Consider the following 12848-nt stretch of genomic DNA (forward strand, 5'->3'; position numbering starts at 1 on the left):
TAGCCGAGGCTCAGACGCGGTAATCGACGATGACGGGTGCGTGATCCGACCATCGCTCGTCGTAGGAAGCCGCGCGGTCGATCGTGTAGTCGAGCACACGCTCGCCAAGCTGCGGGGTGACGACGTGGTAGTCGATGCGCCAGCCGGTGTCGTTGTCGAAGGCCTGGCCGCGGTTCGACCACCACGAGTACGGGCCCTCGACCTCGCCGGCGAAGGTGCGCCCGACGTCGACCCAGCCGTGGCCGGGGCCTTCTGAGCCGTCAACGCCCTCGACGGTCTCGCCGCGCGGGCCGAAGAAGCGGTCGAAGTAGGCGCGTTCGCGGGGGAGGAAGCCGCTCTTCTTGCGGTTACCCTTCCAGTTTTTAATGTCGAGCTCGCGGTGCCCGACATTGAAGTCGCCGACGACGGCGGCGAACTCGCGCTCGCTCGCGAGCTCGTCGAGTCGCACGCCCATCGCGTCGAGGAAGGCCCACTTGGCCTCCTGGCGCGGGGTGTCTACCTCGCCCGAGTGGGTGTAGTTGCTCACGACGGTGAGCTGCGAGTCGCCAAAGGCGAAGTCTGCTTCGATCCAGCGGCCGGACGACTGGATCTGATCCTGCGCGTCAGCCGCACCGAGACCGACTCGGTGGGCGAGCGACGGCACGCGGCTCGCGATTGCGACGCCGGCGCGCCCCTTGATCTCGCACGGGTCGTGCAGCCAGTGCCAGCCCGCCGAGCCAAGGAACTCCTCGAGATGCTCGTCTTGCGCGCGCACCTCCTGGAGTGCGAGGACATCGACGTCGCGTTCAGCGAGCCATTCACCCATGCCCTTGCGGTAAGCGGCCCTGATGCCGTTGACGTTGACCGACGCGACGCGGAGAGAATCTGCCATGACATCCAGTGTAGAGGTGCGACACGCATGGCTCCACTGACCCTCAATAGCTACTTGAGGGTTTACACTCTTCAGCTTGACATCTAGCGAATGACAAGGGTGTAATTATTCGAGATAGCGGCGTGTCAACGTCGCAAAATGAGAAACCTTGAGAAAGGGGGCGCACTCATGGAACACACTTCAGGGCCAAGCGTTCCCGGCGACTGGTTCGTCGACCCGGTATTTCTCGGCACCCCCGGCATTCGTCGTCAGGACGAAGACGAAGCGCTCGCCTGGCAGACTGACGCGCTCTGCGCGCAGACAGATCCAGAATCATTCTTCCCCGAAAAGGGCGGCTCAACTCGCGAGGCAAAACGTATTTGCGAAAGCTGCGAGGTGCGCTCAGACTGCCTGCAGTACGCACTTGAGAATGACGAACGGTTTGGAATCTGGGGCGGGCTGTCAGAGCGAGAACGACGCAAGCTTCGCCGAGAAGCAGGCTGAGCTTTGCGCTGCACGGCATGGCTTCAGCTTCAACCCGTGCGCGGAATCTAGACTGACGGCGTTATGCGCAGCACAGTCACCGCCGTTATAGTCGCTTCCCAGGGTGGGGAGTGGCTCGATGAGACGATCTCTGGGATAGCTGCTCAGACCAGACGCCCAAACGCGATCATCGCCGTGAACAACGGTGGCTCCGAACGCGTCGGCACCCAGCTCGTGAACGCGAACCTCGGCGGGGCCGAGGCTTCCCGGGTGATAGGGATCCCCTCCAAGCTGCCGTTCGGCCGCGCGGTTGCCGCGGCGCTCACCGCCGTACTGCCCGGTGAGAATCCGGCGGAAGAGTGGATCTGGCTGCTCACCGAAGACTCCTGCCCGGAGCCGGAGGCGCTCGAGCGCATTCTGTCGAGCGTGCAGCGCGCCCAGTCGGTTGCGGTCGCAGGACCGAAGCTTGTGGACTGGGATCATCCGGACCGCATCATCGAGCTCGGGCAGAGCCTCACCTCGACCGGGTCGCGCTGGCTGCTCCGGCGGCAAGAGCTCGACCAGCAGCAGTACGACCACCTCGAAGACGTGCTTGGGGTTGGCCCCGTCGGCATGCTCGTCAGGCGTGACGTGTGGGACGAGCTCGGCGGCTTCGACCCGGCATTCACCAGCTACGACGACGGCCTCGACTTCTGTGTGCGCACGAGGCTCGCCGGCTATCGCGTTGAGGTGTCGCCCGAATCGCGCGTGCGTTTCGCCCGCTCAGGCGTCGCAGGCCCACACATCGACCGCTCGCGTGGCGTGCTGCGAACCGCTCACCGCCAGGCGCGCACCGCTCACCTGCACCGGCGCATCGCGTACGCCCCCGCATTTGCCGCATTCTTCATGTGGCTCGGGCTGCCGCTGCTCGCCGTCGCGCGAGTGTTCTGGGCGCTCATCCGCGAGCAGCCCGGCTACATGTTCGGTGAGTTCATCGCCGCGCTCACTGTGTTCTTCCGGCCCAAGGCGCTGCTCGCGTCTCGCAAGCGGGTGAAGCGGGCCTCGCGGGCCGGCTGGGCCGCGGTGCGACCGCTGCGCACCGACCGCAAGACCGTGCGCACCGCCCAGATGATCGACCGTGAGGCGATTCTCGCGTCACAGGGCAGGGTGCCGCGCGAGCTCCACTTTGTCTCCACGGGCGGCCTCGGAGTGCTTGCGGCGATGGCGGCGGTCGCGATCGGCCTCACCTGGTGGGCGATTGCGCAGACGAGCCTCTTCGGCGGCGGTATGGCGCCGCTCAGCCCGCTGGGCGAGCTCTGGCACCACACCCGCACCATCGACGGTGTTCCCGCTGACCCCTTCGCATGGGTGCTCGCGGTACTCGGCTCGGTCACGTTCTGGAACCCATCGCACGCGCTCGTACTCGTGCTCATCATCGCGATCCCGCTCGCCGCGCTCGGGGCGTGGATCTGGGCTGCCCAGATCACCGAGTCCGCTGCCGCCCGCGTCGTCGTGTCCGTCGGCTTCGCGCTCAGCCCGGTGCTGCTTGGGTCGATCGCATCGGGCCGGATCACCACGCTGATCCTCGCGGTCGTGATGCCCTGGTTGCTGCTCGCGGCGACCCGCTGCAGAGAGTCCTGGAGCTGGGCTGGAACGGCGTCGCTGCTTGCGGCGGTCGCGCTGGCGTGCGCACCGATCCTCATTCCCGCAGCGCTCGTGTTCTTGGTCGTCGGCGTCTTCTCGAGCGTCCGCGGCGCGCTGCGCGTGCTCTCGATTGGGATCGCCCCGCTTGTACTGTTTGCCCCGAAGATCATCGCGACGGTCTTCGACGGTCGCCCGCTCGACCTGCTCGCTGACCCCGGCATCGCGCTGCCGTACACGCCGGGCAACACCTGGCACCTCCTGCTCGGCTTCCCCGAGTTCGGGCTCGACGGCTGGGCGCGCATCTTCGAGTCGATCGGCCTGGGCGGTGCCCCCGCGACGCTGTTGGTCGGCGTGCTCATGCTCCCGCTGGCGCTCCTCGCCGTGCTCGGAATCTACACCGGCCGGATCGCGATTACCGTGCTGCACGCGCTCTTCGGCGCGCTCGGCGTCGTCACGGCTGTCGGATCGACCCAGCTCATGCTCACCACGAGCGGTGACACCTCGGTAGCGGTGTGGACAGGCTCCGGCCTCGTGCTCTACTGGCTGGCGCTGCTCGGGCTCGCTGCCCTCGGCGCGGAGACCGCGAGGCGAGCCGCCCCGGCAGTCGTCGCGGTCGCGCTCGTTGCCGCAGTGGTGGCTGTCGGACCGATCGGCGTTCGGCTGGCGACCGGAAACGTGCCGATGGCGGCATCCGACACCCGTATGCCCGCGCTCGTACAGGTGGCCGGCGAACAGAACCCGAACACGCGCACGCTCGTCGTCGAGGCTGTCGCTGAGCGCGCGGTCCACGCGGAGATCGTGACCGGCGAGGGCACGGAACTCGACGAACTCCGCACCTCGGCGCTGCTTGCTGACCCCGGCGAGAGCGAGCAGCGACTCGCAGACCTCATCGCATCTCTCGCGAGCATCGGCGGTGCAAGCGTCGGCGAGGCGCTCAGCGCCGAGAGCGTGAACTATGTGCTGCTGCGCTCCGGAAACGACCCGACCGCCGAGACCGAGCTGCAGCGCACCCTCGATCAGCACCCTGAGCTCGCAAGCGTCGGCACGACCACGCAGGGACTGCTCTGGCGCGTGTCCGACACGGCGGCCGGAGACGCAGGGACAAGCACAGGCGCGGACGAGGGCGACGACTCCGCAAAGCTCGTCGGTACCTCCTTCGGGGGACAGACGGTGTGGACCGTTCAGCTCATTCTGATCTTTGCGATGCTGCTGCTCGCGCTTCCGACCGGCGAGGTCGTCGAGCGTCCGGAGCGCCGTCAGCGCCCGCGCCGCGCGCGCCGCTGGGGAAAGAAGCGAAGTGAGCGTCGCGCCGCCGCGTCGCTCACCGCCGGGCAGCAGCCGGGCGCTGTTGCTGCGGAGTCCGCGGGAGCCGGGCCAGCCGACGCTGCGCCGGCCGAGTCTGCCGCTGTGGAAGCAGCTGTAGAGCCGGATTCCGCGGCGCTGGATCCCGCCGCGCAGACTGCCGCTGAGGCATTCGCTGCTGAGCCCGTGGAGGCTCAGCCGGTGACTGTAAACGAGGTCACTGCTGACGAAGCGGCCGCTGACGAGGCAGCTGCTGGCGAGGCAGGAGCGGCGGTACCCGCCGAGGTAGATGTCGCTGACCCAGGCTCTGCTGATTCAGACCCTGCTGATTCAGGCTCTGCTGATCCAACGCCGGCAGACCCAGCGCCGGCAGACCCAGAGCCGGCAGACCCAGCACCGGCAGACCCAGCACCGGCAGAATCGGGCGATGCCGAGGCCGTTTCGGCCGATCCAGAATCCGATGACGCGAAGACCGAAGATCCGCAGGGCGGGAGCCAGCGATGAGCAGCAAGAGCGAACGATTCATGCGAGGCGGCGCGCGAGCGCTGACCGGCCTCGTCATCACCGGAGCGGCCGCCGTCGGAGCGCTCCTGCTCGGCACGGTGCAACTGCCCTCGGTCGAGCGCCCACCGCACGCGCTGCAGGTGAACACCACGCAGTCTGGCGAGCGCAGCATCGTATGTGCGGGCGCGTTCCCCGAGCTTGGATCCGACCCCTCGCGCCCCGATGTAGCGGTGCCCGTCGGTGAGGCATCGGTGCTCGTGAGCGGCGACGGTGATCTTGGAACTCTCGAGGGAAGCGGCGACGGCGGATCCCGCGCGAGCGGGGCGCGTGTGCTGACCGCCGCAACCGACGCCGCGATTGCTGCCGCGCAGACCCAGACGCTTTCTTCGCCGACGCTGTCTGGCCTCACCGCCGCATCGTGTGTGGAGCCAGTCAACGAGCAGTGGCTCGTGGGCGGGGGAACCACGCTCGGCTTGTCGACAACACTCAGCCTCGGGAACGCGAGCGCCGTGCCCGCAACGGTGCAGATCTCGGTCTTCGACGAAAACGGCGAAATCGATGCGGTGCAGACCGCGGGGGTGATCGTGGCGCCCCGCTCCGAGCAGCTGGTGTCGCTCAACGGCTACGCCCCCAATCGCGAACTGCTCGCCGTGCGGATTACGACGACAGGAGCGCCCGTCGCCGCCGCGCTCGGAGTTGCCCGCGCAGACGGCATCGTCCCCGTAGGGGCCTCGACGGTCACGCGCCAACTGCGCGCGGAGAAGGTGCTCGTGATCCCGGGAGTCTCGAACGAAGACTCCCATGACCACGAGGAGGTTCCGAGCGACACGGGGCCCGCCGACCGCTTCCCGGTGCGAGTGAACGCGATCGCTCCTGGCTCAGCCGACGGCACGGCGCAGGTCTCGGCGATCAACGCCGCGGGCGAGCGCACCGAGCTCGGCGCGATCGAGCTCAAGCCGCGCACCGTCGCAACCCTGACGGTTGAGATCTGGCCGCATGACGCTACCGCAATCGTGATCGACTCAGACGTGCCCGTATTTGCCGGTGCCGAGGGCGCTGCCAACTCAGGCGAGACCCACGACTTCCAGTGGTTCGCGCCGGCACCTGCGATCCCCGCAGAGATTGCGACGCCGGCGCCGGTCGTCGACGGCGGAACGCTCGTGCTGGCGAACTCTGGCGACGCCGAGGCGACGGTGACGGTCACTGGCGGCGGCGACAAGACGGTCACCGTCGCTCCGGGCGCCGCGGTGCTCGTTGAAGGCAAGGGAAAGCGCACGATTACGAGCTCCGAGCCGATCCACGCGGGCGTGCGGGTGCCGGGCAGCGGCAAGATCGCCGGTTACCCACTGATGCCCCGCGCAGAGCACACGGGCGAACTCACCGTCTACACCCGCTGATTGCGCCGCGCGGGCTGGCCCGACGAGCGGGCACACCCAGCGCTCGGTCGTAGACTAGAGCAATGACTTCACGCAGTGCTCGCCAGCAGGGCAGGCCGACTCGGCACGGGCGTCGCCCGATCCGTTCGTCGCTCACGGGCCCTGCGCTCGCAAACCCAGCGAGCCGAGTCGCGCGCTTCGAAACCGACGCGCGCGCGGTCGTCGAGTTCCTGCAGCACACCTTTGCGGACGAGTTGCGCGGGGTGCAGATCGGCTTCCAGACCGTTCCGAGCGGAGAGAGCAACAGCGACCTCCCGATGCTGTACTCCGTCGACCGCGAGGCGAAGAGCATCATGCTGTTTCGCATGCCGATTCAGCGAGCCCGCGGACTGCATGTCAATGATGACGAACACCGCAGATACTTCATCGAGCACTGCGTCTATCGGGCGGTCTGCGAGTACCTCGGCCGCGAGCCGTGGGAGCTGCTGCCCGGCCGCTTTGACCACTTCTAACACTCCCACCCGTTCGAGGGGATGGCGGCCTCGCGATTACCAGGCTGACCAGTCATAATAGGCACATGAGCGCACGGATTCTCGTAGTAGATGACGACAGGGCACTCGCCGAGATGCTGAGTATGGTGTTGCAGGGCGAGGGGTTTCTCGTCGAGCACGCCTATGACGGTCTTGAGGCCGTCGAACAGTTTCGGGCGACGCGGCCAGATCTTGTCCTTCTCGACGTCATGCTGCCGGGTCTCGATGGCATCGGGGTGTGCGAGCAGATCCGGGCCGAGAGCGGTGTTCCCATCATCATGCTCACGGCACGGACCGACACGCGCGACGTCGTGCGCGGGCTCGAGGTCGGTGCCGATGACTACGTGGTCAAGCCCTTCAACCCGGCCGAGCTGATTGCGCGCATCAGGGCGCGCCTGCGCGAGCCGCAGGAAGAGACCAACGAGACGCTCATGATCGGCGACCTGCAGATCGATGTTGCCGGACACGAGGTCAAGCGAGGAGACGAGGTGATCGCGCTCACCCCGCTCGAGTTCGATCTGCTCGCGATCCTCGCCAGGAAGCCGCAGCAGGTGTTCACACGTGAGGTGCTGCTTGAGAAGGTCTGGGGCTACCAGTACAAGGCAGACACCCGGCTGGTGAACGTGCACGTGCAGCGGCTGCGCGCGAAAATCGAGGTCGATCCTGATCACCCCACGATCGTGACGACCGTGCGCGGGGTCGGGTACCGCGCTGGTGCCCGCGCAGAATAGACCGGAGCAGATGAGCGAGCCGAAGACGCGGGGGCGCTTCCAGCGCGCCTGGCGGAAGATGCGGCTGCGCTGGATCAAACTCTCCCAGCCCGTGCTCGGCCCGTTCAGGGCGCGCTGGAGCAGCTCGCTCATGGTTCGCACGATGACGATCACGGGGCTCGTGACGGGTGCGATGGTTGCCGTTGCGGGCATGTTCTTGCTCACTAGCGTGAGCAACGACCTGTATTCGTCGAGGCGGGATCAGGCGCTCCAAGACTCCGCGCGTGTGACGGTGCAGGCGCAGCGCATCATTGACTCGTACGACCCCGCAGATCGCGGCGGGCTGCAGTCGCTGCAGACGAGCGTGCTGCGTACCGTGCAGGACACATCGGCGAGTCAGATGATCTATATTCGACGCCAGCAGAACCAGGCCCCGTTCCTCGAACTCTCGCCCGTGTTTAGTACGCCCTCTGCGCTCGGGCAGGCCGTGAGCGAGGAGCTCTCGAACGCCGTGCTCGCGGCCGAGGCACCGCAGTACTGGCAGGCGGTGACGTTCCAGGAAGAGGGGGCGAAGGTCTCGCCGGGCATCGTGGTTGGCTCGTCGCTGAAGTTCCCTGCGGGCGCGGGCGTCTTCGACCTGTTCATTGGCTACGACCTCACGGACACGTCGGACACGCTCTCGTTTGTGCAGCGCACCCTGCTCATTACGGCGGCGGGAATGATGCTGTTTATTGGCTTACTCGTCTGGGTGATTTCGCGGATCGTGTTCAGGCCGATCCGGGTGGCGGCAGACACGAGCCGCAGGCTCGCGGCGGGCGAGACGAACGCGCGCATGCCGAAGCAGCACGACGAACACTTCGACGTGCTGTCCGAGGGCTTCAACGACATGGCGGACACGCTGCAGGCGCGCATTCAAGAACTCGATGATCTCTCCGAGATGCAGCAGCGATTCGTGTCGGACGTGTCGCACGAGCTGCGTACCCCGCTCACAACGATTCGGCTTGCGAGCGAGGTGCTGGGCGGGCAGCAGGAGTCGATGCAGCCGGGCCAGCAGCGCGCGGTCGAGGTGCTGAGCACGCAGGTAGAGCGCTTCGAGGCGCTGCTCACTGACCTGCTCGAGATCTCGCGCTACGACGCGGGCCGGGTGACGCTCGAGACGGAACCCACGAACCTCGTGCACCTCGTCGACGATGCCGTGAGCGCGCTCAGGCCGCTCTCGCGAAGCCTCATCGAGGTGCGTGCGCTTGGCGGCTACACCCCGGTTGACGTGGACGCGCGACGCATCAGGCGCATCATTTCGAACCTGGTGGGTAACGCGATCGAGCACGGCGAGGAGCGGCCCATTGTCGTCTCAATCGACTCGAATGCTGCCGCGATTGCGGTCTCGGTGCGCGACTGGGGCATCGGCATGGATGATGCCGAGGTCGAGAACGTGTTTCACAGGTTTTGGCGCGCTGATCCCTCGCGTAAGCGCACGCTCGGCGGAACCGGGCTCGGGCTCGCGATCGCCCGTGAAGACGCGGCGGTGCACGGCGGCTTCCTCGAGGTGTGGTCGGAGAAGGGCGAGGGCACGAACTTCCGCCTCACGCTGCCGCGCGGCGAGGACGTCACAAGCTTCATTTCACCGCTGCCCCTCGTCCCCGAAGATGTGACGGCGGCGTCGCGTTTGCGCGACACCACGGGCGGGTGGCTCAGGCGACCCTTCAAGCGCAGCATCCGAACCGCGAAAGAGGGCAAGGCGTGACAATGAGCGTTCGAAAGCGACGGGTCTTCGCGGCGGCGGGGCTGTCACTCGTTGCCGCGCTCACGCTTGCAGGCTGCGCGGGGATCCCGGGCTCCGGATCCGTCCAACCCGGCCTCTCCGACATTAATCAGGCCGAGCAGCTCGTGCAGTTCAGCGCGTTCGGGCCGACCGTAGGGGCCAGCCAAGAAGAGCTCGTGAGGGGCTTCCTCATCGCCGCGAATTCGCCGAACGACGACTACTCTGTCGCCCGCGAATACCTCACGACGGAGTATGCAAGCCAGTGGGATCCGTACTTCGGGGTGCTCATCGGCGAGGGATCACGGCCGTACCGCGCCGACGGTGACGACGCGGGAATGCTGTCGCTCTCGGTCGTCGCCGAGGTCGAGCCGAACGGACGCCTCCTCCCGACCGCTGCGGGCGAGAGCACCGAGCTGCGCTTCGAGTTCGTGCGTCACGGCAGCGAGTGGCGAATCTCGTCTGCGCCGGCAGGCGTGATCCTCGACCGCTCGACGTTTGAGGCGATCTGGTCGCAGCACCAGGTGAACTTCCTTGGCCCCGAGGGCAGACTGGTGCCTGACACTCGCTGGTTCCTGTCGCGTGCGGCGCTCTCCACGGAGATCGTCGGTGCGCTGCTCGAGGGACCGAGCAAACGCTTTGAACAGGTCGTGCACTCCGGTTTTCCGCAGGGCGTGAAGCTCACGAAGACCGCGGTGCCAGTCGAAGACGGTCTCGCCCGCGTGGACCTTACGGGCGAAGGGCTGAACAACCCGCAGGCGCAGCAGGAGATGCTCGCGCAGCTGCAGGCGAGCCTGCACACGGTGAACGGCGTGAACCGGGTCGAACTGCTCGTCGATGGCACGCCGGTGCGTGACGCGACAAGGCCGGCGACACAGGGCGCGGGCGTGCCCGTCGGGGCGAAGCTGTCAGGCATCATGGACGGCCGCTTCGGCGTGATCACCGCTACGGGCGTGGAACCGATCACTGGGGTGAGCGCTGCGGTCGAAGAGATCGACGGCGACGCGGTCGCGCTGTCGCGGTCGAAGACTGTCGCGGCGGTGCGCGGAGTTGATGGGATCAGCATCGTCGAGGAGGGCTTCACCGCCACGATCGATACTCGCGGCAAGCTGCTTGCACCGAGCGTCGACGACGACCTGTGGGCGTGGACGATCTCAGCGAGCACTCCGACCGCGATCAGGGTGGCGGCCCCGTCAGGTGAGCAGCAAGAACTTGCCGCTCCCTGGCTTGAGGGACTCGACGTGCGTGCGCTCCGAGTATCGCCCGGTGGCAGCCTGGTCGCGGTTCTCGTGAACGGCGGGGCGAAGAGCCGGGTGCTCGTCGCGGGGGTCATCCGCGACGCAACGGGTGCGCCGACCGCACTCACTGCCGAGGCTGATGTCGAGATGTGGGCGAACGGTGAGGCAGTTGATTTCGACTGGATTGATCAGCAACGCTTCGTCGCCCTGACGAAACAGGCGAGCGCTGGCAAGATCACGCTGGGCGGGCCCGGGGTATTCGCGACTGAGCAGGGTTCGGTCGTCGACGCGACGCAGGTGTTTGGTGGGGGCAACCGCACGCAGATGCGGGTGCTCACTGCGGGCGGCGAGCTCTTCGCGCCGCAGGGCGCGAGCGGGTGGCAGCGCGTCGCGAGCGGTGTCGAGCTGATGGCGAAACGCGGCTAGCGCCGCGAGGCGCGTCACCCCTCCCGCCACACTGAGGTGTACGCCGGGTGCCGCGAGTGGTGCCCCCTCGCGTGCTTGGCGTCCTTGGCTTCCTCTCAACCCTTGGCGTCCTCTCCGGCTTCGGCGTCCTCTCCGACCCGATTAATCTGGACCGACTCTTGCGCGGGCCGTAAACGGGCCGGAATGGATTAAACGGGGGCTACAAGGTTCGCGTGGGGGTTCGCGGGTCTCACGATTCAGGTGCGCCGCCATGCCGGAGCGTGGCGGGTGAGAAGCATTGTGCACAGTGAGACGCGGATGCAGATCCTCCCTCTTCTGTCCACCGAATAGCACCAGTACCGTCACCGAAGCCGAACGGGCGCGCACACTGGAAAGATGCTCCAGCACCGGCACCCTCACCCCGTCGAAGCCCCTCCGAACGGTCGAACCCTGGCAAGAAGAGCCAGCGAGCTCATGTACGACGCAGCGGCGCTTCTCTGGCCGACCGCGTGCGTTGGCTGCGGGGCATTCGATCGTGACCTGTGCGTGGATTGCCGCCGTGAGGTCGCGGGGCAAGGCCCACACAACGGCCCGGTGTGGAGAAGCTCGCAACCGGTTCGTGTTGCGGGCCTCGGGGTGCCGGGGTTTGCTGCGGCCGCGTATGCGGGGCCGCTCAGGGGCGCCCTTGTCGCTTACAAACACGAGGGCATCCACTCGCTAGTGCGCCCGCTCGGACAGCGTTTGGCGAGTACCCTCGCGAGCGCGTTGGACGATCCAGCGAGCTGCGCTCGCCGCCGGGCAAGCGCGCGGGCGGTCGACCCTCGCAATCACGGCGCACAGTCGCCCCTCACGCTAATCGTGCCGCTCCCGTCGCGGCCGTCGCGGGTGCGCGAGCGCGGGTGGAAGCACGTTGATGAGCTCGTCCGGGTCGCGCTGCGGCGAGGGAACTTCCCGCTGATGCTGTGCCCGGCCTTACAGAGCCTTCCCGGGCGCACCGGACAGGTTGGCTTGGACCCGATCGCACGTGAGCGAAACGCCCGGCGTGTTCGGGTACGTCGCGTTTCTGAGCGACGGCTGCGAGGCCGAAGCGTGATTCTCGTCGACGACATCGTGACGACCGGGGCCAGCATGCGGGCCGCGATCGCAGTGCTGGAGCGAGCTGGGGCCCGGGTAGAAGCCGTCGTGGCACTAGCTACCGCTGTACGTAGAGACTCGCCACAAAAAACAGAGTGGAACCTCACAGGGGAAAGAGGGTAATGTTCGAGAAAGGCGTAGTGGTGCGCCACACTGGCCCACCCGCCCGAGTCACCTGGGAGGTCGTCATGGACGTCAGCATCCACGGTCGGAATGTCGAGATTACGGATCGATTCGAGCAGTATGTCGAGTCGAAAACGGAGAAGGTCGCGGGATTGCTCCCGAAAGCACAGGCCTTCGAAGTGCGAGTCTCGCGACTGAGTGACAAGAGCCCGAAGCACGGCGATCGAGTGGAGATTACGCTCATCGGCCCCGGTCCAGTGATCAGGGCTGAATCAACGGGTCCCGACAAGTACTCCGCCTACGACATCGCGTACGGCCGAGTGCTTGAACGAATCAGGCGCTCGAAAGACCGCGCCCACGATCGTCGTGGTCGCGGCCGCATCTCCCTCGGAGACGCTGCGGCGAACGACTTCGCCGAAGTTGGAGTGCAGCCCGCGTCGGGCGAGATTCTCGATGCGGTGTCGAACGGGTCGGTGCCCGTCACGGGTGAAGCCGAGAAGGCCTACAGCCCCGTAGTCATTCGGTCGAAGGAATTCCCCGCGGAGCGCCTTGCCGTCGAAGAAGCCGTCGACCAGATGGAGCTCGTCGGTCACGACTTCTTCCTCTTCATCGACGTCGAGACAGCCAAGCCAAGCGTCGTCTACCGCCGCAAGGGCTGGAACTACGGCGTGATCTCACTCACCGAGGACTAACTCTCTGAGCGAGAAGCGCGGCCGGCTCGGTTCTCGAGCCGGCCGCGTTTCGTTTGTGCTGCACAATCGACGGTTTGCGGCCGAGGGATCAGTACGTGCCCGCGACGATGGCACACGCC

10 protein-coding genes are annotated in these 12848 nt (G+C 66.9%); 9 read left to right on the forward strand and 1 reads right to left on the reverse strand.

Annotation, left to right across the window (positions count from 1 at the left end; genetic code table 11):
* Positions 1-10: 10 nt before the first annotated feature.
* Positions 11-871, reverse strand: a complete 861-nt coding sequence (locus tag ACI1US_RS04825; RefSeq protein WP_416549895.1) for an exodeoxyribonuclease III — start codon at positions 869-871, stop codon at positions 11-13.
* Between the two features lie 168 nt (positions 872-1039).
* Between ACI1US_RS04825 and ACI1US_RS04830 the strand changes: the two genes are divergently transcribed.
* The 9 genes from ACI1US_RS04830 to hpf all read left to right on the forward strand — a co-directional run bounded on the left by ACI1US_RS04830 (position 1040) and on the right by hpf (position 12729).
* Positions 1040-1354, forward strand: a complete 315-nt coding sequence (locus ACI1US_RS04830) for a WhiB family transcriptional regulator (protein ID WP_416549894.1) — start codon at positions 1040-1042, stop codon at positions 1352-1354.
* A 63-nt stretch (positions 1355-1417) separates the two neighbouring features.
* Complete coding sequence (locus ACI1US_RS04835; RefSeq protein ID WP_461638593.1) at positions 1418-4762, forward strand: glycosyltransferase; 3345 nt, start codon at positions 1418-1420, stop codon at positions 4760-4762.
* Positions 4759-6159: a DUF5719 family protein gene (locus ACI1US_RS04840; RefSeq protein ID WP_461638595.1), complete on the forward strand. Its 1401-nt coding sequence runs from the start codon at positions 4759-4761 to the stop codon at positions 6157-6159. The genes ACI1US_RS04835 and ACI1US_RS04840 overlap by 4 nt, the downstream gene beginning before the upstream one ends.
* A gap of 62 nt (positions 6160-6221) precedes the next feature.
* Positions 6222-6650, forward strand: coding sequence for a metallopeptidase family protein (locus ACI1US_RS04845; protein WP_461638597.1), 429 nt, complete (start codon positions 6222-6224; stop codon positions 6648-6650).
* Positions 6651-6715: 65 nt separating this feature from the next.
* Positions 6716-7399, forward strand: a complete 684-nt coding sequence (mtrA, locus tag ACI1US_RS04850) for an MtrAB system response regulator MtrA (protein ID WP_461638599.1) — start codon at positions 6716-6718, stop codon at positions 7397-7399.
* A gap of 10 nt (positions 7400-7409) precedes the next feature.
* A complete protein-coding gene (gene mtrB / locus ACI1US_RS04855) occupies positions 7410-9122 on the forward strand; it encodes an MtrAB system histidine kinase MtrB (protein WP_461638601.1) in 1713 nt (570 codons plus the stop codon).
* Between the two features lie 2 nt (positions 9123-9124).
* Positions 9125-10801 carry an LpqB family beta-propeller domain-containing protein gene (locus ACI1US_RS04860; RefSeq protein ID WP_461638603.1) on the forward strand — a complete coding sequence of 559 codons (1677 nt, stop codon included), beginning with the start codon at positions 9125-9127 and terminating at the stop codon, positions 10799-10801.
* A 936-nt stretch (positions 10802-11737) separates the two neighbouring features.
* Positions 11738-12037, forward strand: coding sequence for a ComF family protein (locus ACI1US_RS04865; protein WP_461638634.1), 300 nt, complete (start codon positions 11738-11740; stop codon positions 12035-12037).
* Positions 12038-12102: 65 nt separating this feature from the next.
* A complete protein-coding gene (gene hpf, locus ACI1US_RS04870; RefSeq protein ID WP_461638636.1) occupies positions 12103-12729 on the forward strand; it encodes a ribosome hibernation-promoting factor, HPF/YfiA family in 627 nt (208 codons plus the stop codon).
* Positions 12730-12848 lie beyond the last annotated feature (119 nt).

The sequence above is a fragment of the Leucobacter sp. BZR 635 genome (genome assembly GCF_048061935.2).
In the GTDB taxonomy this organism is placed as follows: Bacteria; Actinomycetota; Actinomycetes; order Actinomycetales; family Microbacteriaceae; genus Leucobacter.